This window comes from Streptomyces rhizosphaerihabitans, assembly GCF_025399795.1.
GTDB classification, from domain to species: Bacteria; Actinomycetota; Actinomycetes; order Streptomycetales; family Streptomycetaceae; genus Streptomyces; species Streptomyces rhizosphaerihabitans.
Genome location: NZ_JAODTZ010000020.1, coordinates 1 through 23,977 on the forward strand (window position 1 = coordinate 1; position 23,977 = coordinate 23,977).

Sequence of the window (23,977 nt, forward strand, 5' to 3'; positions counted from 1 at the left end):
CAAGAACTTGGACAGCTCTTCACGAAGCTGGTCCATGCCCGACGTTTCCTCTGCCGGTTCGTCCTTTTCCGTCTTGGTCATCGCTGCCTACCTCCGACGATCGGCGCGCTTGGACGCTGCTCGCTTGGAAGACGTCGTCTTTTTCGCCGCGGTCTTCTTGGCCGGAGCAGTCTTCTTGGCCGGAGCTGACTTCTTCGACGCCGTCTTCTTGGCCGGAGCTGACTTCTTCGACGCCGTCTTCTTGGCCGGAGCTGACTTCTTCGCCGCGGTCTTCTTCGCCGGCGTCTTCTTGGCAGGCCTGCCGGCCGCGGTCTTCTTGCTGGGTGCCGTCTTCTTGGCCGCAGTCTTGCTGGGGGTGGTCTTCTTCGCCGGCGCAGTCTTCTTGGCCGCCCGGGGCTTCTGCCCGCCGGCCGGAGCAGCCTTCTTGCGCGCCGCTGGTGCGGGTGCCTTGCGGGACCGATCCGATCGCGGACCGCGGCGCTTCCGCGGCCTCGCTTCCGGTTCCTCTTCAGGTTCCTCCTCTTCCGGTTCCTCCTCTTCTTCTTCCTCTTCCTCTTCCTCCTCGTATTCGCCCTCCGGCTCTTCCTCTTCCTCTTCCTCTTCCTCGGCCTGGTCCTCGTCGTACTCGGCCTCCGGCTCTTCTTCCTCCTCTTCTTCCTCCCCCTCCTCGTACTCCGCGTCCTCCTCTTCCGGGCCGTACTCCTCCTCCCTCTCATCCGCCTGCTCCAGGAGGCGGGCCGTACGGTCGCTGAGGGTGCCGGCAAGCGTGGCCATGCCCCGGTCGGCGGCAGCGGTCAGTGCCTGGCGGCCCGCCTCCAGCACTTCCCCTCGCAACTGCTCCTGCAACTCGGCGACCTGTGGGATCTCCCCCAGTCTGCGCATCCCTTCGGCGGCGAGCTGGCGAGGTTCAAGGCCGAATCGCCGACCCGCCAGATAGGTCGCAATGGACAAGGCCATCCGGCCCTTCTTGGTCCGGCCCAGCACATAGCCGCCCACTACCGCAGCCGCGAGAGCCACCTTTTCCGTGTCTTTCATGATCTCGTCACCTTCGATCGTTCGGCGTGGAACAGGCCTGCGCAGCATGCAGTCGGTCGAGCAGTCGTTCCTCTTCCCGTTCGAACTCCTCCAGGCTGATGTCTCCGTCCTCGAGCTCCCGGTTCAGCAGGGCCAGTTGGGCACGGAGCACGCACGGGTCGTGCAACTCACGCTCGGCGGCGTCATTGAGCTTCTCCGCCACCCAGACAACGCCGCGGACCGGCGCGATGGGCAGGGTGAGCAGGCCGGTGATCAGTCCCATCTCAGACCCCAATGGCTCGGCCGGGAGTTCCTTCGGCGGAGACGAAGCTGTAACAGGGCAGCGGACCCGTAAGGCGCAGCTCCACACGGTCGCGATTCGTATGGCCGAATCGCTCTGCCACGGTTCGGAAGCCATCGCTGTCGTCGCGATTGACGAGGAACGACGCATTGAGCACGCATCCCTGGACTTCGGGACCCGCGGCCACCGCACGGGCCCTGGGCGTGAGCTCGCGCAGAACTCGCCGACCGGCTTCGGCGGCCCTGCTCTCGAGAGCAGCCGAGACGGCCTCGCCCAGTCGCAAAGTGGCTTCGTATCCGGGCCGTCGACGCACCTCGTCCCGCAGCCGGCGGACGTTCTTGTCCTCCGCCAGCAGGCTCGCCAGCGCGTCCTTGGCCGGGAGCGCCTTGACGTTCACCTCGACCCCGCCGGAGAGGTGTTCCAGTGCGGCCACGTGGTCCGCCTCGCGGGACTTCAACTGGGCACGCACCGCATCCTCGTCGGATGCGACCATGCCGAACCGCATCGGCAGTACCGACCCCTGCTCCGACAGACGCAACAGCAGATCCTGGTGAGCGAGCAGATCGCGCCGTCTGGCGCGGAGCTTGGGGGGAGCCTCGCTCACAACAGCGGCGACCCGCCCCTGCCGGATCGGCCGCAGCTGGGCAGCCGGGCTGCCCACACCCGTTGCGTCCACCGGCAGCGGCGCTCCCGCCCGGATGACCGCGTAGACGTACACACCATCGCCGGTCACGGCTCACGCCTCCACGGGTCGTCGTCGCCTGCTACTGCCCCGGGCCGGAGCCCGCCGCTTCCTCGGCCGTTCCTGCTGCTCTTCCTCGTCCTCATCAGGCTCGTCGGAGTCGTCGTCACCGCCGCCGACCGCCTTGCGAACCGTGTCCCCCACAGTTTCCGCGGCCCTGCGAACCTTGCGTTTACCGATGGACTTGGCGGCACCACCGCCGATCAGCTCGGGAACGGTGGTGCTGCCGGAGTCACGTTCCAGGTCGAGCCGGTTGCACGCTTCCGCGAACCGCAGATACGTGTCGACACTCGCCACCACGATGCGCGCATCTATCTTGAGGATCTCGATGCCGACCAGGGACACCCGGACGAACACGTCGATCACCATGCCCCGGTCAAGAATGAGTTCGAGCACGTCGTACAACGTGCCGGCGCGCGGCGGGCACGCCACTACCTCGTCGGAGTAGGTGGTCGCAGGCATGGGGCGTCCTTCCGGTAGTCGGGCAAACCTGAGTCACTGATCACTCATCGGCGGAACCCCGCCGATAGCGGCGGACCCTGCGGTACTCCATGAGCTCGCCGTCCTGGTCGAGCCGCACCTCATACGAAGCGAGAAGGCTCGTCGTGTCCGGGATCCGCGGCAGCTCGAGGACGTCCACGACGACACACCAACCGTCGTCCTCGCGCCCCACCGCTGATACACCCTCCGTGGGATGGCCGATCAGACCTTCCAGACTCCGGCAGGCAGCACGCGCGGCATCTCCCGCTCCACGCACGGACGGTGCGCGGCGAGCACTTGTCGTCGAGGATTTCCTGGCGCGCGGCCGACGCTCTTCTGCCATGAATTCAAGTCTGGTGCGCATCCGGTCCGACGCATCTTGAGTGGGCCAGTCGAGCGTTCGTGCCCGGCAGCGTCGTGGTCGTCTGTGTCGACGTCCCTGCTCGGCGGGCCGGACCGCATCGGGCGAGCGTCACACTCGCCGAGGTGCCGACCCATAACGCTGTCGTTGGAACGGGCCGACGCCGGGGAATCAGACGCCCGGCGATCACGCCCTCGCATGCGGACCTTCGGTGCCACGGCTCAAGCGCGGCAGCGGTCCTGCGCCAGGAGATCGGCAGAAGCCGGAGGCAGGACAGGGCAGGCGGTCGCTGTCAGAACAGCACAGATCCCGGCAGCCACATGGGAGGCAGCTGCCGGGATCGGTCGCGCTGGTACTACTTGGGCTTGATTGCGTCCTTGGCCTTCTCCTTGGCCGAGCGCAGATCGCCCTTGGACTCTTCGGCGTGCCCCTCAGCCTTCAGGGACTCGTTGCCCACTGCACCGCCGACAACCTTCTTGACCTTGCCCTTGGCCTGCTCGCCCTTGGCCTGTGCCTTCTCGTCCGCAGCCACAACGACTCACGCCCTGTCTCCATTGAGAAATATTTCAATCTCCCGTGTGACCCCTGATTGCGCCCTCAAACCCGGACGGCGACTCACGGCACTTTCGTCACTCCGAGTTCCCCGAAAAAATATCTGAGTTCCGTGGGAGTGCAGATCGTTCCGCCGGGCACACGTGGGCTCGGAGGTTGATAACTATGGTTCCTGTTCTTCTTGTTCTTCTGCTCGCCCTGATCCTCTTCGGTGCCGGTTTCGCACTCAAGGCTCTGTGGTGGATCGCCGTCATCGTGCTGGTCGTATGGGCCCTCGGCTTCGTGATCCGGCCCGCGGCAAGCGGCGGCAAGCGGGGCCGCTGGTACCGCTGGTAGGCATGTCCGGAACAGCTCGCTGATCCGGGTGGGTCCCGATGCCCAGGCATCGGGACCCACCCGCGCTCTGTTGCCCGGGTACACGGGGGTGAATACGGATTACGTATTCCTTCAGTGCGAGTGTGTGGAATCCGGGATGCAGGGCACCCGACGTTCCGAGGAAACGTCACCGAATTTGGATGACGCTTGTACGACTCCGCGGTTCTTCTGTGGAGTGACGAAGAATTTCGATGAGGGAGCCGTTTTATGAGTGACAGCATCTGGGGCTACCAGCCGACCACCGGCCACATCGCGGGCACCGATCTGACCGGGTACAAGGTCGAGGCGACCGACGGCAGTATCGGGAAGGTCGACAAGCACTCGGACGACGTCAGCTCTTCGTACCTCGTCGTCGACACCGGCGTGTGGATCTTCGGCAAGCATGTTCTGCTGCCGGCCGGGACCGTGAAGACGGTCGACCAGGCCGAGCGGAAGATCTACGTCGCCCTCACCAAGGACCAGATCAAGGACTCACCCGAGTTCGACAAGGACAAGCACGTCGGCGACGCCGGTTACCACGAGCAGGTCGGCGGCTACTACCAGAACCGCCGCGCCTGAGCACAGCGCCATATGAGAAGTGGGGCCGCCCGGAGACGCTCCGGGCGGCCCCACTTCTCATGTTTCCTACGGCAACCGGTGCTCACAAAGGACCCTACGAGGTCGTCCCGTTCAGCGGCCTTCATGTCCCGTACGGCGTCACCGCCGAACACCGCCCGCTCGCACGGTACGCCGACGAGCTGCCTGGCCTGCTCGACGGGGGCGGGGGCGGGTTTGCCGTCGTCCACGTCGTCCGCGCCGGCCGCCCCGATGATGACGTCGTCCGCGCCGATGGCACAGCGTAGCGCGGCGAGTTCCGTGCCGCTCGCCGAGGCCGCCAGGACGATGTCCCAGCCGCGGCCGGCCAGGACAACAGACCGGCGTGCGCGGTACCTGGAGGGGTATCCGTCGGGGGAAACGGAAGCGGGCAGAAATGGACGAATCATCTGGGGACGTCAATGATGGACTGCCCGGCACTGCCTTACCGCTGCAGGCCTCGCTCGTTTTGGACAGCGACAGCTCCCGCATCGCCCAGGCCCGCCACCTCGCAGCCGCTTTCCTGACGAAGGCGAGAGACACCTACGGCATCGCGGTGGCGACGGCCACGTTGGAGATCGTCCAGCTCATCGTCAGCGAACTGGTCACCAACGCCCGCAAGCACGCTCCAGGACCGGCCCTCCTGCATCTGCGGATCGCGGGCCCCGTGCTGCGGGTCGAACTCTGGGACAGCAACCCCGCCCTGCCGACCGCCAAGGCCCCGGATCCGGGGCGCCTCGGCCAGCACGGCCTCGAGATCGTCACCGCCCTCGCCCGCACAGTCGCCGTGGAGCGGACGCCCGCAGGGAAGTGCATCATCGCCTACATCGACCTCGCTCCCGCCGCTGCATGACCGAACCGGGTTTTCGCCCCAGCCGTTCAAAAGACGCGCCCACCGCGTTCCGCCGCCCAGAGCACACCCGTTCGCACCGGCGGACGCCGGCCGCCCTGGAGCCCTGGTGCCTGTCGGCTGCCTTCCCCTTCGTTCCCGCTGGTCTGACGTGGTGATCCAGGTCATGGGATGTTCTCCGCGAGGTCTCCCAGCTGACGAACATCAAGCTCCGGCACGTGTCGGAACTGATCATCGACGGGGCCCGCACCGGGAAACTGTGCACCTATGTCCGCACGGAACTGGAGCTTCGGCAACAACCGTTCCCTGCACGACATTGCGTGGCGTACCGTCCTAGGCAGCGGGTACACGCTGTGTTGTCGGCTCCCGCAGCCGACTGCACGGGGCTGGACCATGTGGGAGGGGCCCGACATGACAGTGACCGAGGCGACAGCAGAGCAGACGGTCGTGCTGCCGGAGATCGCAGAACCGTCACGGGTCACGCCCAAGGACGCCCGGCAGTTGTCCAGGCTGTTCTTCGACCAGCTCACCGTTCTGGAAGAGGGCACGCCCGAGTACCAGTACGCGCGCAACACCCTCATCGAAATGAATCTCACCCTTGTACGTTTCGCGGCCGGGCGTTTCCGCAGCCGCAGTCAGGGCGAGACGGAGGACATCGTCCAGGTCGGAACGATCGGACTGATCAAGGCCATCGACCGGTTCGAGCTCACCCGCGAAGTCGAGTTCACCTCCTTCGCCGTCCCGTACATCGTCGGCGAGATCAAGCGCTTCTTCCGCGACACCTCGTGGGCCGTCCACGTCCCCCGGCGCCTGCAGGAAGCCCGCATCCAGCTCGCCAAAGCCACCGAAGAGCTCCGCAGCCGGCTCGACCGCACCCCCACCGTCAAGGAGCTCTCCCAGCTGATGTGCCTGAGCGAGGAGGAAGTCAACGAAGCACGCCTCGCCTCCAACGGCTACACCTCCTCCTCCCTCGACGCCACCATCAGCTCCGGCACCGACGGCGAAGCCTCGCTGGCCGAATTCATCGGCACCGACGACAACGCCCTTGAACTCGTCGAGGACTTCAACGCCCTCGCCCCGCTGATCGCCGAACTCGACGACCGGGAACGGCGCATCATCCACATGCGCTTCGTCGACGAACTCACCCAGGCCCAGATCGGCGAACACCTCGGCGTCTCCCAGATGCACGTCTCCCGCCTCCTCAACCGCACCCTCACCAAACTCCGGACCGGCATGCTCACCACCAACTGAGCACGGTCATCAGCACACTGGGCACTGCGCTCGTCCCCGCGCCGGTGGCCTTATGGTCGAGCGTCGCCACCGGTCCGTCTTTCGGCCATTGCCGACACACGGTCACACGGCAGCGGCATAGACCGTGGTTCGTCGCGGGCGTGGACCACCAGGCCCGCACCGCACCATGGGCTGTGGGCTTCCGGGCCGCCTCGTGCCGCTCGGATCGTCTGCCTGACCGCCCGACCTGACTGGTGCCGGTTTCTCGACATGGGACCGGAGCCCGCGCTGGTACTCACGCGCCACGGAACATGTCCATGAGCGGACGTCGGCCCTGGCGCCGGAGAGCACCGCCCCGTTGATGCCGACCGCGCCGCGGGAGAACGCCGTACCGTCGCACGCCGAGGACTCGGAACGACAACTCCCCGCGAGCGGCCCGTTTTTCGTCCCGTCGGGGGTACACGAGCGCCGAACCCCACTGGAGAGCGGCGTCAGGAGTGCCATGCGCGTCAAGGTCGGATACTTCAGGACCAGGTCACTCAGGAGACGCCTGCGCCGCTGCGCCCGTGAGGTGTTCGGCTGGGAGAGCCTGCGCCCGTCCCAACTCGCCGCCATGACAGCCGTGATGGAGGGGCGCGACACCATCGTGGTGATGCCGACGGGTGCGGGGAAGTCCGCCGTGTACCAGGTGCCGGGTGTGCTGCTGAAGGGGCCGACCGTGGTGGTCTCACCCCTGATAGCGCTTCAGCGGGACCAGGTCGCCAATCTCTCCCGTATCGAGGGACCCGGTGCCTCCGCCGTCAACTCCGCGCAGCGCGCACGGGACAACGAAGCCGTGTGGGAGCGGGTACGCGAAGGCAGCCTGGACTTTCTGTTCGTCTCGCCCGAGCAGCTCGCCAAGGACGAGGTGGTGGAGCAGATCGCCGCGGCCGCTCCCGCACTGATGGTGGTCGACGAAGCGCATTGCGTGTCCTCGTGGGGATACGACTTCCGGCCCGACTACCTGTCCCTGTGCCATGTGCGCGAGCGCATCGGCCGGCCTCCGCTCCTCGCCCTCACCGCCAGCGCGGCGGCTCCCGTACGGGCGGACATCGTGGAGCGGCTCGGGATGCACGAGGCGCACGAGGTGGTCGCGGGGTTCGACCGCCGCAACATCACGCTGGAGGTCGTACGGCACCGGGAGAACACGGGGAAGCGCCGATGGGTGGTGGAACGCGCCGCGGCCGAGGCCAAACCCGGCATCGTCTACGCGGGAACGCGACGGGAGGCCGAGGAGTACGCGCGGGAACTGTCGGCGCTCGGATTCGACAGCGCCGCGTACCACGCGGGGCTGTCGTCGGCCGAGCGCTCCCGGACGCACGATCGCTTCCGGGGCGGCGAACTCGACGTGGTCGTCGCCACCTCCGCGTTCGGGATGGGCATCGACAAGCCGGACATCCGCTTCGTGCTGCACGCATCGGTGCCGGGGTCCCTCGACACCTACTACCAGGAGATCGGCCGGGCGGGCCGCGACGGGAAGCCGTCGACGGCGATCCTCGCGTACCGGCCCGAGGACCTCGGCGTGCAGCGGTTCCGGACGGGATCTCACCCCGACCCGGAGGCACTGGGCGGTCTGATCGACACGGTGCGCGAGCACCGGGGACCGGTCACGGCGACCGGTCTGCGCGAGCGCACCGGTCTGTCCCAGACGCCGCTGACGTCGATGCTGCACCTGCTGGAGGAGGCGGGCGCCGTGACGGCGGAGAAGCGTGGCGGTGTTCGGGCCGTGCCCGGGGCGCGGCGGGACGCCTGCGTCCGCGAGGCGGTGCGGATCGCTTCCGCCCGTGTCGATCTGGAGCGTTCCCGGGTGGAGATGATGCGGGGCTACGCGGAGACGAACGGCTGTCGCCGACGCCACTTGCTCGGCTACTTCGGTGAGAGTCTGGCGGAAGGCGACTGCGCGGGTTGCGATATATGCACCCGTACAGCGGAGTCGAAGGAGGCCCCTGTCCGGACAGGGGACGTCCTGTCCGGTACGGGCCCTGACCCGCTGGAACCCGTGGCGGCCGACGGCGCCTTCCCACCCGGGATGCGGGTGGGGCACAGCACGTGGGGCGAGGGCGAGGTGATGAGCGAGGACGGGAACAGGATCACGGTTCTGTTCGAGAGCGTGGGCTATCGCACGCTCTCCCTCCCCGCCGTCCGGGCGCGAGGCCTGCTGACGCCGGTGTCGTCCGCCGCGCCGAGGGGCTGACATCCCCTCGGCGTCGTCGGCACGCGTGGTCTGCCGGTGCCGCCCGGCGCGAAAATCGGAGCCGCTGCGACCACGCCGGACTACGGTCATGGTTGACCGCCAGGCGTCACCCCCGTCCCCACCAGGGCCGACAACTGCGGGGAATACGTGGCATGCAGGACGAGCGCCGCGCTGCCCACCACCGCCGCGTCCGTGCCGAGCGGGGACGCCTCGACCTCCACGACCCGGATGTGACGGGACAGCGGGCGGCTCCTCAGTGCGGCGGCGACGACCGCGACGTAGCGGGACTCGACGTGCTGGATGCCGTGGCCGCCGAGAATGATCAGGTCGACGTCGAGGAAGTTCGCGATGTCGACCGCGACCGAGGCCACGTACTCCGCGGTCTCGTCGATGACCGCCGCGGCGACCGGGTCACCGGCCGCCGCGGCCACCCGGATGGCGGCGTGGTTGATCGCGTCGGGGTCCTCGGCGAACGCCCGCGCCAGCGCACTGTCCGGGTGCGATCCTGCCGCGAGCCTGCGGTGCACCTCGGCAACGATCGCCGTGGGGTTGACGAGTCGCTCCAGGCAGCCCCGGTTGCCGCAGTAGCACTCCGGACCGTCGGGCAGCACCGAGGAGTGCCCGAACTCGCCCGCGTTGCGTGAACCACCGCGGTACACCTGGTGGTTGAGGATGAGACCGCCGCCGATACCGGTGCCGAAGAAGAAGTAGGCGAAGTCCGCCACTCCCCTGCCGGCTCCCGACCAGCGCTCGCCGATCGCGGCGGCGGTGGCGTCGTTGTCGAGGGTCACCGGCAGGCCGGTCGTCTCGCTGAGCATGTGCTGAACCGGCACCCGGGTCCAGTTGGCGAGTTGCGGCGCGCCGACGATCACGCCGTGTTCGATGTCGATCGGTCCGGGAGTGGCGAGACCGATCCCCAGGACCTTGTCGCGGTCGACACCCGTCTCGGCCAGCACGTCGGCGACCAGTTCGGCCATGTCCTTCACGACCTCGGCCGGATCGGTGACGTGGCGAGCCGGGCGCTTCTTGACGACCAGGGGCCGGCCGAGCAGGTCGACCACGGTGCAGCTCAGCTCCACCGGGTCGAAGTGGAGGCCGACGGCGCAGCCCGCGTCGGCGTTCACCCTCAGGGTGGTGCGAGGTTTCCCTCCGGCTGCTCCCTTGCTCTCGCCGTCCTCCCGGATGATGCCCTCCTCGATGAGCCGGCGCACGATGCCCGAGACGGTCTGCGGGGTCAGACCGGTGTACTGGGCGATCTCGACACGGCTGACGCCGTCGGCGAGCTGGATCTGGTCCAGGACGACTGCCCGGTTGTATCGCCCGACCTTGGGAAGGTTCGTTCCTGCCTGCCGCACGCACGGTCCTCTCTCGATGCCCCGACAACATATCTTCCCCTGCCCATTGACTTAGTAAAACAAATGGATTTAGTGTCCGGCCGCAGATGAAACATCCCGGACGCGAGGGCACGGACCTGTGCCACCGGAGGCAAGTTGATGTCCATGGAATGCCGCGGGCGGCTCGGCCCGAAGACGCCTCGGCGCGTTCCCGGCGGTGGGGAGCACCGCTCATGACCGCCACCGCCCCGACCCTGCTGGAGATGGGGTCGATCACCAAGACGTTCCCCGGCGTCACCGCGCTCGCCGACGTCAGCCTCGTCGTGCGGGAAGGCGAGATCCACGCGATCTGCGGCGAGAACGGCGCCGGCAAGTCCACGCTCATGAAGGTGCTGAGCGGCGTCCACCCGTACGGCAGCTACACCGGGGACATCGTCTACCGGGGTGAGCAGGTCCGGTTCCACGACATCCGGGCCAGCGAACAGGCCGGCATCGTGATCATCCACCAGGAACTGGCCCTGGTGCCGGGCATGTCGATCACCGAGAACCTCTTCCTCGGCAACGAGCCGCGCCGACGCGGCTCGATCGACTGGAAGACGGCCCAGCGCCGAGCCCTGGAGCTGATGGAACAGGTCGGGCTCCGTGAGGACCCCGACACCCTGATCAAGGACATCGGCGTCGGCAAGCAGCAGCTCGTCGAGATCGCCAAGGCGTTCGCGAAGGACGTGAAGCTGCTGATCCTCGACGAGCCGACCGCGGCCCTGAACGAGGACGACTCCCAGCACCTGCTCGACCTGCTGCGCGGCTTCCGCGAGCGGGGCATCACCTCGATCATCATTTCCCACAAGCTGAACGAGATCGAGGCGATCGCCGACACCATCACGATCCTGCGTGACGGCCGCACCATCGAGAGCCTCGACGTCCAGGCCGACGGCGTCAACGAGGACCGCATCGTGCGGGGCATGGTCGGCCGGGCACTCGACAGCCGCTTCCCCGACCGCACACCCGACATCGGCGAGGTCTTCTTCGAGGTCCGCGACTGGACGGTGCGGCACCCGACCTCGGACGAACGGCTCGTGTGCAAGGGCTCGACGTTCCACGTCCGCCGCGGCGAGATCGTGGGCTTCGCGGGCCTCATGGGCGCCGGCCGAACCGAACTCGCGATGAGCCTCTTCGGCCGCTCCTACGGCACCTGGCTGTCCGGGCGCATCTTCAAGGACGGCGAGGAGATCCAGCTGAAGACGGTGGCGGACGCCATCGGCCACGGGCTGGCCTACGTCAGCGAGGACCGCAAGTCGATCGGCCTGAACCTGCTGGACGACATCAAGACCTCGATGGTGGCCGCCAAGCTGTCGAAGATCGCCCGGCGCAGCGTCATCGACCCGGTGCGCGAGAACCGGATCGCCGAGGAGTACCGCCAGAGCCTGAGGATCAAGACCCCCGGCGTCGACGAGGGTGTCGTCAAGCTCTCGGGCGGCAACCAGCAGAAGGTCGTCCTGGCGAAGTGGATGTTCACCGACCCCGACCTGCTGATCCTCGACGAGCCGACCCGCGGCATCGACGTGGGCGCCAAGTTCGAGATCTACGGGATCATCCAGCGGCTCGTCGCCCAGGGCAAGGGGGTCGTCGTCATCTCCTCCGAGCTGCCCGAGCTGATCGGCCTGTGCGACCGCATCTACACGGTGTTCGAGGGCACCATCACCGGCGATGTGGCGCGTGACGACGCCGACCCGGAACTCCTGATGAAGCAGATGACCGCTACCAAGAAGAGCCCGACTCCATGAGCCGTATAACTGACCTGCAGAAGAACCTCTTCGGAGGCACGACCTCCAACGCCCGCCAGTTCGGCATGATCTCCACCCTGGTGGCGATCGTCCTGCTGTTCCAGATCTGGACCGACGGGCTGACGCTCACCTCCGGCAACCTCATCGCGGTCGCCAGCCAGTACTCGTACATCCTGATCCTGGCCATCGGGATGCTGATGGTGATCGTCGCCGGGCACATCGACCTGTCGGTCGGCTCCGTCGCCGCGTTCACCGGCATCGTCGTCGCCAAGGCGATGCAGGAGTACTCGCTCCCCTGGCCGCTCGGCATCCTGCTCGGCCTGCTGGTCGGCGCGGCGATCGGCGCGTGGCAGGGCTTCTGGGTCGCCTACATCGGCATACCGGCCTTCATCGTGACCCTCGCCGGGATGCTGCTGTTCCGCGGCGGCAACCAGTACATCGGCAACGCCGACACGGTTCCGGTACCCGAGGGCTTCCGCAAGATCGGCGCCGGCTTCCTTCCCGAGGTGGGTCCGGACACCGGTTACAACAACCTGACGCTGCTGCTCGGGGCGGCCGCCTGCGCGGGCATGGTGTGGCGTGAGTGGAAGGCGCGCCAGACCCGCCGTGAGATGAAGGCCGACGTGGCGCCGCTGTGGGTCATGGGCGTCCGGCTGGCCGTCATGCTCGGTGTCATCATCTTCGCGACGCTCCGCTTCGCCGGTGGCCGGATCGGCACCAGCCTGCCGATCTCCGGCATCATCCTGATCGTCCTGGTCCTCGCGTACTCGTACTACACGCGCAACACCATCGGCGGCCGGCACATCTATGCCGTCGGCGGCAACGCGCGAGCGGCCGAACTGTCGGGTGTGAAGCTCAAGCGGGTCAACTTCTTCGTCATGATGAACATGTCGGTGCTGGCCGCGCTGGCAGGCATGATCTTCGTGGCACGGTCCGCGGCCTCCGGCCCCCAGGACGGTCTGAGCTGGGAACTGGACGCCATCGCCGCGGTGTTCATCGGCGGCGCGGCGGTCTCCGGCGGCCTCGGCACCGTCAGCGGCTCGATCGTCGGCGGTCTGGTGATGGCCCTGCTCAACAACGGCCTCCAGCTGGAGGGTGTCGGCTCGGACCTGGTCCAGATGATCAAGGGGCTCGTCCTGCTCCTCGCCGTCGCCTTCGACGTCTACAACAAGAGCCAGGGACGCTTCTCGATCCTCGGGGCGCTGATGCGTCCGTTCCGGCGGGACGACGATCCGTCCACACCGAAGACGCCGCCGTCCCCGGCCTCCGACACCGACAAGGCCAAGGTCGCGGGCTGACGCCCGCAGCCTCCGGCCGCGATCACTCCACCTCCCCCGACGACCGGGCACCCGGTCTCCTGACAACCGGGTGCCCGGTCCCCCACACCAGTACGACCAGCCATGGGCACACGGTCCGGCGGTGTCCCACCGCACCGCCACTGCCGCGCTCGACGGCGCAGCACAACTCCGGCAACCAGCACCACACGAAGGGTTCGACTCCACCATGCGCTCACTCGTCATCAGAAGCATCGCCGCCGTCGGCGCAGCTGCCCTGCTCACCCTGGGTACGGCCTGCTCCAACGAACGTGAGGGTTCCACCGCCAGCACCGACGGCAAGGGCTTCGGGAAGGACGCCCTGATCGGCGTCGCCCTCCCGGCCAAGACCTCGGAGAACTGGGTGCTCGCCGGCGACCTGTTCACCAACGGTCTGAAGGAGGCGGGCTTCAAGGGCGACGTCCAGTACGCGGGCGCCTCGACCACCGTCGCCGACCAGCAGGCGCAGATCTCCTCCATGGTCACCAAGGGCGCGAAGGTCATCGTGATCGGCGCGACCGACGCCTCGCAGCTCTCCACCCAGGTCTCGCAGGCCAAGGAGGCCGGCGCCACCGTCATCGCCTACGACCGTCTGATCACCAACACCAAGGACGTCGACTACTACATCGCCTACGACAACTTCAAGGTCGGCCAGCTCCAGGGCCAGGCCCTCGTCGACGGCATGAAGGCCAAGAAGCCCAAGGGCCCGTGGACGATCGAACTGTTCTCCGGCTCGCCGGACGACAACAACTCGAAGGTGTTCTTCGACGGAGCGATGGAGGTGCTCAAGCCTCTCATCGACAAGGGCGACATCGTTGTCGGCTCCAAGCAGACCGACATCAAGCAGACCGCGACCCAGGGCTGGAAGGCCGAGAACGCCCAGCAGCGCATGGACTCGCTGCTGACCTCCGCCTACGGCGGCAAGAAGACCCTCGACGGTGTCCTGTCCCCGAACGACACCCTGGCCCGCGCGATCCTCACCTCGGTGAAGGGCGCCGGCAAGCCGGTCCCGGTCGTCACCGGCCAGGACTCCGAGGTCGAGTCGGTCAAGTCGATCATGGCCGGTCAGCAGTACTCGACCATCAACAAGGACACCCGCAAGCTCGTCGCCGAGACCATCAACATGGTCAAGTCCCTGCAGAAGGGCGACAAGCCGACCATCAACGACACCAAGTCGTACGACAACGGCTCCAAGGTCGTCCCGTCCTACCTCCTCCCGCCCGTCATCGTGACGAAGAAGAACGCGGCCGAGGCCTACGCCAACGACCCCAAGCTCTCGCCGCTCACGAAGTAGCACCGCAGGAAACACCGATCACCGCCGTCGCCCGTCCCGGGATGTCTCCGGGGCGGGCGACGGCGGTTCGCATTCCTCAAGGAGTGATGCCCGATACCGCTGCCGGTATCGGGAGGGCCGTCGGGAGGGCCGCGCGCACGAGGTGACGCACAGCCCTCCCGCCCGTTCGCCCCGCCGCGGACCGCGGCGGGGCGAACGGGTCGCCGGGCCTTTCAGAGGGCATCCGCTCTAGACGTCAGATGTCGGTGTGGCGTCCACCTTGGTCACCTGGGTGCTGATGGAGTAGACGGCGGGTTCGCCCTGTGCGGAGATGATTCCGAGCTCCGTCTGTACGTAGTGGCGGACGACCTTGTACATGTGTGCGTCCGGGTTGTGCTTGACCAACGGCTTGTCCGAGTCGCCGAGGTTGATGTACGAGTGCAGGTCCTTGGCGAGGAAGGTCTCCTCGACGGCGCTGTCTGACAACACGAGGGCGCCACCGTCCGTGGTCTTCGCGGCGAAGACGTCCCCGGCGTGGGGGGCGGTCTTTTTGAAGTCGACCCAGGCATGCCCGTCCAGGTTGTCGGCCCGTTCGGTGTACCAGGACCTGCCGGTACGCCGGGCCGAGGTGTCGGCAAGCGGGGTGCTGCGCCCGCCTGTCACCCACAGATCGGTGACCAGTTCCGGCAACTGAGAGGGAGCCGTCCCACCGATCCTGGTGCCGGGGGCGGCAATCTTCATCAATCCGGCTCGGTCGAGGGCGATGTGCGGCGCCTTGGCCAAGTCAGGCCCTACGAAGTCGCGCGCAACGACCATCCGCCAGCCGTCACCAGAGCGCTTGAACACGATGAACCTGATGTCCTTCGACCACAGTTTGCCCGGCTTGCCATGGGCGAGCTGCGCGCCTTGGGCGCGCACCAGGAACCAGTCGGCCTTGGCGGAAGCGGGCGGGATGTAGAAGGTGCGGTTGACGTAGACGAACGGAGCGAGGTTGTCCGCAACGTCGCTCTTGTCGAGGGCTGGTATCTGCGTGAAGTACGCCTTGTCCATCGCAAGGACAGCGTCACCTTCCGCCTTCGCCATGAGAGTGGCGGAACGCTGGGCGTTGGCCTGGTTGTTGACCTTCTGATAGGCGTCCACCGTCTTGTTCGCCTCGGCCTTGGTGAGCAACGGCCTCTCGGCCGACGGAGCGTCCGCCTTGGAATCCGTGTCGGTGGTGGAGCATCCGGTCAAGGAGGCGGCGGCTGCAAGGACGGCCGCGGCGAACGCGCCGATGCGCGTGGCACGGGCCATGTGAGCAGAGCGGGTCGAGTGGGCCATAGCAAGGGATCCCCGTTTCTTGTGTTCTTTCGGCGACCGCCCTGTGCGACGCGCGCACGAGATGATCGCCGTGTCACGATATCGACCCCCCTCACCACGGCGGCAACTTCCGTTACATCTCGAAACCGGACCGCAACTTTCCGAATCTGAGGTGGCAACAGATTTTCGGCGGCCACCGACCTGAGTTTTCAGCTGTCGCAGTCCGGCCGGCAACCGGCCGGACTCCGCCCGGACTTCGCAGGAGCACAGCGCCAACCAGGCCGGATGCTCTGTATGCCGGCCATGACCAAAGTGCAGTGCGGCCACTGTGTTCAGCGGCGGATGTCGGCGGTCGGAACCGGGCGACCACCGGGCACGGCAGAGCGGGCACGGCAGAGCGGGGCCGCCCTCGCGGAGGGCGGCCCCGTACCGTTCAGTGCCCGTGCCGTCCGGGTCCTACTCGATATTGATCTTGAAGGTGCTGGTCGTGTTGCGGATGTCCGCGGCGTTGCCGCTCATCCGCAGGTTGCGGAAGGTGGCTTCGCCGACAGCAGGGCCCTGACCGGGCTCCGGCAACTCGTTGGCCCAGATACCGAATCCCGACTTGGCGTCGAAGGCGTCTCCGCTCTTCTTGGAGTTGGTGATGGAGATGTCGGTGAAGATCGTGTCCTTCACCGGGAACTGCGGTTGTCCGCCTACGTAGTTGGTCTGGAACATCACTCCTCCGTAGGTGGAGTCGTCGATGTCGACGTCGTTGACCCGGATGCCCTGGAAGACCTTGGAGGCCGAGAACGCCCAGATGGCGGGGAAGACCTGCGAGCCCCAGAAGTGGCCGCCCGTTCTGTCCAGGGAGACGTTCTCGATCGTCGTCGGATCGGTCCCGAAGCCGTTCATCGGGTAGCCGAAGTCCAGCGAGGAGATCGTGATGCCGGAGTAGACCAGGGTGTCGGCGACGCGGATGTTGCGGAACGTGTTGTTGTAGCCGCCGTAGACGGCGATACCGGCCGCTCTCCAGGTGAGCGTCGACGTCAGGTTCTCGTAGAGGTTGTTCTTCTCGTCGGCGCCGCCGGCGTCGATCGCCGAGAAGAGGGCGAAGCTGTCGTCGCCCGTGGCACGCGCGTCGTTGTTGACGACGTGGTTGTCCGTGGAGCCGTTCGTCATGTTGATGCCGTCGGCGAAGGTGTCACGGATGCGGGCGTTCTTGATGGTCATGTTGTCGGTGTTGGCGCCCCAGTAGAGGCAGACCATGTGCTCGACCCAGATGTTGTCGATGGTGATGTTCGCGACGTTGGAGAAGTCGAACACTTTGCCCGGGCCGTCGATGCGGGAGGTGTAGTTGCCGAGGTAGGTGAACCCGGCGAACGTCGAGCCGTTGGCCGTGGAGTCGGCGCGGAAGCCGATGTCCGTGTTCTCCTGCGAGGAGGGTGCGTGGAAGCGGGTGAACCAAGAGCCCGCTCCGACGACCTTGACCGCCTTGCCGTAGACCTGGAACTTGCTTGAGGTGTCGTAGTCACCGGCAGGCAGGTAGACACCGACGAGTTTGCCAGTGGTGTCCATACGGACCTTGTCCAGGGCGTTCTGCACGTCCTGGTGGGTGAATCCGGTCGGGACCGCGTACGCGGCCGGGTCCGGGTTGGCGACCGCCGTCGCCTGCTCGGTGTTGATGAAGTCGATGGCGTAGGTGGAGGAGTTGGCCGCGTCCTTCTGGAGCCGGATCCTGGATCCGGCCGGGACGGTCTTGCCGAGCAGCAGGCTGGCCTCGTCGTAGATGTGGCGCGGGGCCCCGGAGCCGGGCGAGTTGCCGGGCGCGGTCTCGTTGCCGTAGAGCCAGGCGTACTTGGAGGTGAGGTCGATCGCCTTGAGGAACTGGCCGTCCACGTACACGTCGAGCGTCGTGTCGGTGCCGTCCGGGATGGAGAAGCGGGTCACCAGGGTGTTGGTCGCGGCGCGGGTGGTCCATTCGACGTACTGACCGGTCCCGCCCAGGGTCACCGCCTTGCGGCCGCTCGCCTCACCGGCGATGTCGCCGATGGTCCGGTTCGGTCCGACGACCTTGGCTCCGCCGCCGAGGGTCCCGTCCTCGGCCTCGTACATGTCGTACGGCATGTCGGCGCCCCGGCCGACGAACAGGGCCTGCGTGGTGGTGTTGTTGGTCCGCTTGACCGGCAGTTCGTTGGTGTCGTCGGCGATGACCGTCTTGACGGTGTACTTGCCGTTGACGGCCGTCCACGAGCCGAGAGAGACCGGGGCGGTCGTCTGGCCCACGGCGATGGCACCGTCGTAGGAGCCGCTGAGCGTCTTGATGGTGGCACCCTTGGAGTCCTGGATCGTGAGGGTGACAGCGTGAGTACCCGAGCCGGAGGCCACCGTGCCCTGGTTCTTGATCGCGACGGTGAACCTGACCTCGTCGCCCGCCGACGCACTGGAGGGGGTCCAGGAGACCGGTGCGGCCAGGAGGTCTGAGCTGGAGACGGCCTTGACGACGAGGGCGTCGGAGCGGGTGAAGGTGTTGTTTCCCTCGTTCTGCTCGATCACCTTGTTCGACGGGTCCACCTCGGCACCGACCGGGTAACTGCCCGCGTCCCGGGCCCCGATGCTCGCGGTGACGGTCTGCGTCTCACCGGCCGCGAGGGCCGGGACGTCGGCCGTGGCGGCCTTGGTGCCGCCGAGGGTGAAGTTGAGGTCGGTGGCCTTGGACGCCTTGGTTCCACTGTTGGTGACCGTCGCCGTCAGGCTGATGGCGTCCGACTCGACCGGGGCGGCGGGTGTGTTGGTGATCCCGGTGACCTTGAGGTCGGGGTTGGCCGCCGGGGTGCCGATCACCTGGAACTCGGCCACCTGCCCGCCCGGGGCACCGGAGTTGGACGTGAACTTGAGCTGGATGTCCGCAGCGGATCCGGAGACCGGAATGGTCACGGTGTTGCCGCTCGACGGGTTGAACGTGTAGTCCTTCGCCGCTACGAGACTGGTGAAGGCCGTCGCGTCCTGATCGCGGCCGAGCACCTGGATGTTCTGGGTACGGGTCGACCAGGCGGCGTCCGGGTTGAGCTTGACGACGACCTGGCTGAGGTCTGCGTTGGCGCCCAGCTTGGTCGTGAGGGTGGCCGGGTAGGCGCCGCCCGCGCTCTCCCAATAGGTTCCGATCTGGCCGTCGTTGGCGTTGGCGGCCACGTAGGTGAAGGTGTAGGAGGACGCCTCGATGGGCTTGCCCTCGGCGAGGTTGGTGCCCGAACCGGTCGAACCGGTCCGGGTGACGCTGTTGCTCGCCACCGACACGTTCCCCGCGGCGTCCTTCGCCTTCACGTAGTAGGTGACGGTGGCCGTCGCCGACGGGGTGTCGGTGTACGTCGTGACGTCACCCGCTACGGACTTGACGAGCTGGCCGCCCGCGTAGACGTCGTAGCCGGTGACCTTGACGTTGTCGCTCGACGCCTGCCAGGTGAGCTTCACGTCGCTGCCGGACTGCGTGTAGGCGAGGTTGCCGGGCGCCGTGGGGGCCTGGGTGTCCCCGCCCGATCCCTGGCGGGTGACGCTGTTGCTGTTGGAGGAGACGTTGCCCGCCGCGTCCTTGGCCCGCACGAAGTACGTGATGTCGCTGCCGGCCGGCTGCGTGTCGGTGTAGGTCAGGACGTTCCCGTCGACGCTCGCCCGCAGTTGGCCGTTGGCGTAGATGTCGTAGCCGGTAACGGCCGTGTCGTCGCTCGCCGCGTTCCAGGTCAGCTTGATCTGCCCGGTGGCCGGTTCGGTGAACGCCAGGTTCGACGGCGCGGTGGGCGCCTGGGTGTCGCCGGTGGCCGGTCCGTAGACCTCCAGCTCGGAAGCCTGTCCGGCGGGCCAGCCGGTGTTGGCGGTGAACAGTGCCCGCACGTACCGCGTCGTGGTGGTGTCAAGGGCGATGGTCGCCGACTGGTCGTCGCCGCTGTCGAAGGTGTACGCCTTCGAGGCCGTCAGGTCCGTGAAGTTCTGGTTGTCGGTCGAGCCCTGGACCTTCAGCGTCTGGCTGCGGCTCGGCCATCCGCTGGGCAGCCGCAGCGCCACCTGGTTCACCTTGACCGACGATCCGAGGTCGACCTGGAGCCACTGCGGGAAGGCGTTGTTCGTGCTCTCCCAGTAGGTGGCCCGGTTGCCGTCGCCGGCGTTGGCCGCGCCGTACACATCGGCGTGCCCGCTCTCGGTGAAGGGCTTGCCCAGGGCGAGGTTGGGGGTCGAGGCGGCGGCCGTGAGAACCTGCATCTCGGCGAGCTGGGCCGTGGCGGCCACCGAGTTGCCGCTGAAGTCGGCCCGTACGTACCGCGCGAGGGTCGCGGGGAAGGAGACCTTCACCGTGTTGCCGTTGCCGGGGCTGAAGACGTACTGCGCCGACGACTTGAGCGTGGCGAAGCTCTTTCCGTCGGCGCTGCCCTGAAGGGCCAGCGTCTGCGTGCGGGTCTGCCAGCGTTCGGGCAGTCGCAGCACGACCTGGCGGACGCGCTTGGTCCGCCCGAGGTCGGTCTGGACCCACTGGGCCGACTTCTTTCCGGCCTGCCAATAGGTGTCGGCGTCGCCGTCGGTGACATTGGCTGCCGTGTGTGCGCCGCGGACGCTGCCGGCCTTGGTGGCGGCGTCCGCGACTGCGTCGGGACCGACGGCGGCGTGGGCGCCGACGGCGGGCAGGCCCAGAACCATGACGGCGGAGGCGAGCGCGGCGGTCGCTGCGCGGCGTCTCCAGGATCTCGGCTTGTGTGGAGTCATACGGGGTTCACTCCCTGCGAAGGTTCGCGCGCCGGAGGGGCGGCGAGGTCGGCTCGTTCCTGGGCAGAGCGGTGGCGCGGTACGACAGAACGGGCTGAACGGGCTGAACGACAAGAACAGCTGGCTGTACAGACATGCGCGATCCTCGAAAGAGATCTATGCGCAGGTTCTTGCATTGTTTCATCGCAATATTGCAGAGCACTGCGAGTGCGTCTACGGCCAGGACTCCACAAGTTTCACCATCAACACCCGCGTCTCAACGCCGATGGCATAGCGCACAAAGTCGGCATACCGATGAACCGATCCATGCGCGAGGCCGACAACGCCAAAGCGAGTCGGCGGAGCACCCCCGGAGCGCCCCCTCTCCGGGGTCAATCTCCTTACGCTGCCTACCGAAAGCCTCGCACCGCCCGTTGAGAGGCAGGCGCCGCCCGCGTCGGCATCACCCGGCGCCACCGCCCGCATACCCCGATGCAGGCCTTGCACCCCCCCAATGCAAGCGAACGCAAGCAATGCAAATTCTTGCGCTTCCATGCATGGCACTGGCGCATCCGGCGCCCTCTGGCCACCGCTCCCCCCGCCGTCGGCCTTCGTCCTCGGCGGGCCGTTGAGCGGGTCCCCTGTCGTGCCTCCACATACGGCCGTACGCTCCCAGGCCCGTTCGGGGACGAACGGCGTTAGCCCATCCGCCTCCTGCGGCCACACCTCCGCCGCGGCGGATCCGCTTCGGCGGCCTGCGCAGACGTTCCCGCAAGGGCGGTCGCTACGTCTGCCCGGGTGACACCGTGCCGATGCCTCCTGTTGCGGAGCTGACGGAACGTCGGTTCTCTCGTCGGTGAAGACCACAGGAGCGCCGGGCGGACAGGTCGGCCACTGCTATGCCGGAGGATTCCCTTGCGAAACAAACACGTTGGCGTCGGTGTCGGCCTGCTCTTCGGAGTCCTGGTTCTGCAGAGTCCGGCCGCTTGGGCCGCCGGTGACCCGCAGCTCCGCATCGACCCGGGCAATGCCTCGCCGGGCTCCACGGTCACGGTCACCACCACGGCCTGCGGCCCGGACGTGACTTACGGCAAGGGCGAGTCGGTGGCGGGGGGTCAGTTCCATCTTTTCGAGGGCAACCGCAAGGGAGTGCTCAGGGGAGAGTTCCAGATCCCGGCAGCGGGGGCGTCCGGCACCGACACCATCACCGTGAAGTGCCCGCCACGCATCAAGCTCACGGATACGTACGAGATCGCCGAACGGCAACCGAACGGCGCCATCCAGGCCGGCTTCGGAGACACCGAGGACACCGACACACAGGTCGCCGTCGGCGGTGCGCTGATCACCGCGGCCGCGGCCGGGGCCCTGATCAGGATGCGCCGCCGCTCGCACGGCGCCCGGTTCTGACCTCCCGCTCCGACCACCCCGGTCCAGCGCCGCACCCGTCCCCAGGACCGCCGGAACGAATCCCACCCGGCTCCAGGCAAGAGGCTCAACTTTGAATCCTCCCCCAACTGAAGCAGGGGGATTCCTGGCTCACGCTGCCTGTGGGTCAGCGACCCGGCAGGTCTTCCGCGATCAGCACCAGCCGGGTTGAAACCAGCCCGTTTGATACAGCAGAGCTTGGAGGTGCAGGTGCTGTCTTGGCTCTCGATCAGCACGGTGTGCGCGCTTGGTTCTCGCACCGCACGGCGTGTACTTTACCCACTCAGGTGGACGGTGTTTCGCCCTTCGGGCGAAATCCCGTTTCCTGCCCTGCTCCGCAGGAGTCCGATTCTCCCCCGCAAGCGGGAGGTACCCCCACCCCGGTCTGAAGGCCGAGGCATCCTCGGAGGAACCCGGTGAAGGAATCCCGGGACAAGACCGACGCGCCCCCGCGCATGTTCGTCCCACCGGTCACGTATCTGGTCCTGGCACTGGTGGCGGGCAGTCTGCTGGTGCTCGGCACGATGGTCGACAGGCGCCCCCCGCAGCCTTCGGCCGACCAGGCCTTCTCCACCCCGCCGGCGGGGCCTGCCGCCTCGCGGGCCCACCCCTCCGTCCGGCCGCTGCACCCCGCACGACCCGTCCGGCTGCGTATCCCCGCCATCGATGTGAACGCGCCCCTGGCAAGGCTGGGCCTCGACAGGGCGGGGGCACTGCAGCCTCCGCCCGAGGACGAGCCCGGTCTTGCCGGCTGGTACGGCGGGGGCACGGCACCGGGTTCGCCAGGCACGGCCGTAACCACGGGGCATGTGGACACACGCGCCGGAAGCCGCGGCGTTTTCTACAGACTCGGCGCCCTCACCAAGGGTGAAACCATCGAGATCAGCCGGGCGGACGGGCGTACAGCGGTCTTCACCGTCGACGCCGTGGAGGTCTACGAAAAGGACAGATTCCCCAGCGAAAAGGTCTACGGCAGCTCCGGCCGTCCCGAACTACGAGTGATCACGTGCGGCGGCCAAGCCGGGGGCAGCGGATATCGCGGCAACGTCGTGGTGTACGCGACCCTCACCGCGGTCCAGCGGACGAAAGGTCACTCCGTGGCAGGTCAGACCACACTCGGTGGACCGCGTTGACCAAATACGTGAGCCCCGGCGGGTGCCGGGGCTCACTCGGAACGGTGTGCCGGCGGTGCATGAGAACGATTTCGCCCCTGCATCTGGTCGGCAGCGGGTGTCCGCTCCGGCCCGCACCAAAGGCCCGGCTACGGCTGGTCGGTCACGAACCGGTCGAGCACGGCGGTGAGTTCCGCTGGCTTCTCCACCGGCAGTTCGTGGCCTGCGTCCACGATCCGCACCACGGCGTCCGGGTAGGCCTTCGCCATCCGCAGCATCTGCGAGACGGGCAGTTGGATGTCGTGGTAGCCGTGGACCAGAAGGGTGGGGGTGCGGATTTCCCCGAGCCGGTCGAGGACGTCGAAGGACCGCATGGCGCCGTAGCAGGTCATGACCACCTCGCGGGGCGTGTCCGCCGAGGCCCGGACGTGCTCGCGGATCTTCTCGCGCGGGTAACCGGGAGCGAAGGCCCGCTGGATGTTGGCGGCCACGAACAGCTTGAACGGCACCAGGGTCGAGACCGCCATCAGCAGACCCCTCCCCCGACTGTAGGTCATCCTGCTGATCGAGTTCACCAGCACCAGCCGCTCGACCCGCTCGGGATGATCAAGCGTCAGGGTCTGCGCGATCATCCCGCCCATCGAGTGGCCGACGAGGACGAAGCGGTCGATCTCCAGATGGTCGAGGACGGCGAGAACGTCACCGGCCAGCTCCGCCACGGTCCGCCGCCCCGACCCGTCGCTCTCCCCGTGCCCGCGCAGGTCCAGCCGTACGACCCGCCGCTTCTGGGCGAAGTGGTCGATCTGGTGGTCCCAGCGGTGCCGGTTGGCCGTCCAGCCGTGGATGAACACCAGGGGGACACCGTCACCGTCACGGGGGCCCTCGTCGTCGTACGTCAGCGCGGCGCCGTCGACTTCGAGCTGCGGCATGGGGCCTCCTGGAGTGCGGTCTGGTCACCGGTCGGTCTGGTTACTGATCGGTCTGGTTACTGGTCGGTACGGTATCCGGGCGCGGGG

At 67.4% G+C, this 23,977-nt stretch carries 20 protein-coding genes and 1 pseudogene; 10 read left to right on the top strand and 11 right to left on the bottom strand.

The window, feature by feature from the left end; all coding sequences use genetic code 11:
• Positions 1-87: 87 nt before the first annotated feature.
• The 6 genes from N4G66_RS20850 to N4G66_RS20875 all read right to left on the bottom strand — a co-directional run bounded on the left by N4G66_RS20850 (position 88) and on the right by N4G66_RS20875 (position 3,430).
• Complete coding sequence (locus N4G66_RS20850) at positions 88-1,035, bottom strand: histone protein (RefSeq protein WP_261705765.1); 948 nt, start codon at positions 1,033-1,035, stop codon at positions 88-90.
• A 7-nt stretch (positions 1,036-1,042) separates the two neighbouring features.
• Positions 1,043-1,297: a gas vesicle protein GvpG gene (locus N4G66_RS20855; protein ID WP_261705657.1), complete on the bottom strand. Its 255-nt coding sequence runs from the start codon at positions 1,295-1,297 to the stop codon at positions 1,043-1,045.
• A 1-nt stretch (position 1,298) separates the two neighbouring features.
• Complete coding sequence (locus N4G66_RS20860) at positions 1,299-2,048, bottom strand: GvpL/GvpF family gas vesicle protein (RefSeq protein WP_261705658.1); 750 nt, start codon at positions 2,046-2,048, stop codon at positions 1,299-1,301.
• A gap of 3 nt (positions 2,049-2,051) precedes the next feature.
• Positions 2,052-2,519, bottom strand: a complete 468-nt coding sequence (gene gvpJ / locus N4G66_RS20865) for a gas vesicle protein GvpJ (RefSeq protein WP_261705659.1) — start codon at positions 2,517-2,519, stop codon at positions 2,052-2,054.
• A 40-nt stretch (positions 2,520-2,559) separates the two neighbouring features.
• Complete coding sequence (locus tag N4G66_RS20870; protein ID WP_261705660.1) at positions 2,560-2,880, bottom strand: gas vesicle protein GvpO; 321 nt, start codon at positions 2,878-2,880, stop codon at positions 2,560-2,562.
• A 373-nt stretch (positions 2,881-3,253) separates the two neighbouring features.
• Complete coding sequence (locus N4G66_RS20875; RefSeq protein ID WP_261705661.1) at positions 3,254-3,430, bottom strand: CsbD family protein; 177 nt, start codon at positions 3,428-3,430, stop codon at positions 3,254-3,256.
• Positions 3,431-3,615: 185 nt separating this feature from the next.
• On the opposite strand from N4G66_RS20875, the gene N4G66_RS20880 reads away from it, so the two are divergent.
• Positions 3,616-3,786, top strand: a complete 171-nt coding sequence (locus N4G66_RS20880; protein WP_261705662.1) for a hydrophobic protein — start codon at positions 3,616-3,618, stop codon at positions 3,784-3,786.
• 246 nt (positions 3,787-4,032) lie between these two features.
• A complete protein-coding gene (locus N4G66_RS20885) occupies positions 4,033-4,383 on the top strand; it encodes a PRC-barrel domain-containing protein (protein WP_261705663.1) in 351 nt (116 codons plus the stop codon).
• Here the strand turns inward: N4G66_RS20885 and N4G66_RS46230 are convergent.
• Positions 4,362-4,808, bottom strand: coding sequence for an HAD family hydrolase (locus N4G66_RS46230; protein WP_449343315.1), 447 nt, complete (start codon positions 4,806-4,808; stop codon positions 4,362-4,364). The genes N4G66_RS20885 and N4G66_RS46230 overlap by 22 nt on opposite strands.
• Here N4G66_RS46230 and N4G66_RS20895 point away from each other — a divergent pair.
• The 3 genes from N4G66_RS20895 to N4G66_RS20905 all read left to right on the top strand — a co-directional run bounded on the left by N4G66_RS20895 (position 4,796) and on the right by N4G66_RS20905 (position 8,711).
• Positions 4,796-5,251, top strand: a complete 456-nt coding sequence (locus N4G66_RS20895) for an ATP-binding protein (RefSeq protein ID WP_261705664.1) — start codon at positions 4,796-4,798, stop codon at positions 5,249-5,251. The two genes, N4G66_RS46230 and N4G66_RS20895, sit on opposite strands and share 13 nt — an antisense overlap.
• A 408-nt stretch (positions 5,252-5,659) precedes the next feature.
• Positions 5,660-6,499 (top strand): RNA polymerase sigma factor SigF, encoded by an 840-nt coding sequence (locus tag N4G66_RS20900; protein WP_261705665.1) that lies wholly within the window; start codon positions 5,660-5,662, stop codon positions 6,497-6,499.
• 481 nt (positions 6,500-6,980) lie between these two features.
• Positions 6,981-8,711: a RecQ family ATP-dependent DNA helicase gene (locus N4G66_RS20905; RefSeq protein WP_261705666.1), complete on the top strand. Its 1,731-nt coding sequence runs from the start codon at positions 6,981-6,983 to the stop codon at positions 8,709-8,711.
• An 86-nt stretch (positions 8,712-8,797) separates the two neighbouring features.
• On the opposite strand, the gene N4G66_RS20910 is transcribed toward N4G66_RS20905, so the two are convergent.
• The gene (locus N4G66_RS20910) at positions 8,798-10,066 is read right to left on the bottom strand and encodes an ROK family transcriptional regulator (protein ID WP_261705667.1); all 1,269 of its coding nucleotides are present in this window, start codon (positions 10,064-10,066) and stop codon (positions 8,798-8,800) included.
• A 281-nt stretch (positions 10,067-10,347) separates the two neighbouring features.
• Between N4G66_RS20910 and mmsA the strand changes: the two are divergent.
• The 3 genes and pseudogenes from mmsA to N4G66_RS20925 form a co-directional block, all read left to right on the top strand.
• Positions 10,348-11,829, top strand: a pseudogene (gene mmsA, locus N4G66_RS20915) (multiple monosaccharide ABC transporter ATP-binding protein); the annotation flags it as partial.
• The gene (mmsB, locus tag N4G66_RS20920) at positions 11,826-13,127 is read left to right on the top strand and encodes a multiple monosaccharide ABC transporter permease (RefSeq protein WP_261705669.1); all 1,302 of its coding nucleotides are present in this window, start codon (positions 11,826-11,828) and stop codon (positions 13,125-13,127) included. The pseudogene mmsA and the gene mmsB, both read left to right, overlap by 4 nt.
• 121 nt (positions 13,128-13,248) lie before the next feature.
• Positions 13,249-14,436 carry a substrate-binding domain-containing protein gene (locus N4G66_RS20925; protein ID WP_261705670.1) on the top strand — a complete coding sequence of 396 codons (1,188 nt, stop codon included), beginning with the start codon at positions 13,249-13,251 and terminating at the stop codon, positions 14,434-14,436.
• Between the two features lie 228 nt (positions 14,437-14,664).
• On the opposite strand, the gene N4G66_RS20930 is transcribed toward N4G66_RS20925, so the two are convergent.
• Both N4G66_RS20930 and N4G66_RS20935 read right to left on the bottom strand, forming a co-directional pair.
• Positions 14,665-15,708: a hypothetical protein gene (locus N4G66_RS20930; RefSeq protein ID WP_261705671.1), complete on the bottom strand. Its 1,044-nt coding sequence runs from the start codon at positions 15,706-15,708 to the stop codon at positions 14,665-14,667.
• A 462-nt stretch (positions 15,709-16,170) separates the two neighbouring features.
• Positions 16,171-20,445: a discoidin domain-containing protein gene (locus N4G66_RS20935; protein WP_261705672.1), complete on the bottom strand. Its 4,275-nt coding sequence runs from the start codon at positions 20,443-20,445 to the stop codon at positions 16,171-16,173.
• 894 nt (positions 20,446-21,339) lie between these two features.
• Between N4G66_RS20935 and N4G66_RS20940 the strand changes: the two genes are divergently transcribed.
• Entirely contained in the window at positions 21,340-21,831 is a 492-nt protein-coding gene (locus N4G66_RS20940; protein ID WP_261705673.1) for a sortase, read from the top strand.
• A 473-nt stretch (positions 21,832-22,304) separates the two neighbouring features.
• Entirely contained in the window at positions 22,305-22,982 is a 678-nt protein-coding gene (locus N4G66_RS20945; RefSeq protein WP_391858847.1) for a class F sortase, read from the top strand.
• A gap of 128 nt (positions 22,983-23,110) precedes the next feature.
• Here the strand turns inward: N4G66_RS20945 and N4G66_RS20950 are convergent, their stop codons facing one another.
• Positions 23,111-23,890, bottom strand: coding sequence for an alpha/beta fold hydrolase (locus N4G66_RS20950; protein ID WP_261705674.1), 780 nt, complete (start codon positions 23,888-23,890; stop codon positions 23,111-23,113).
• Positions 23,891-23,977 lie beyond the last annotated feature (87 nt).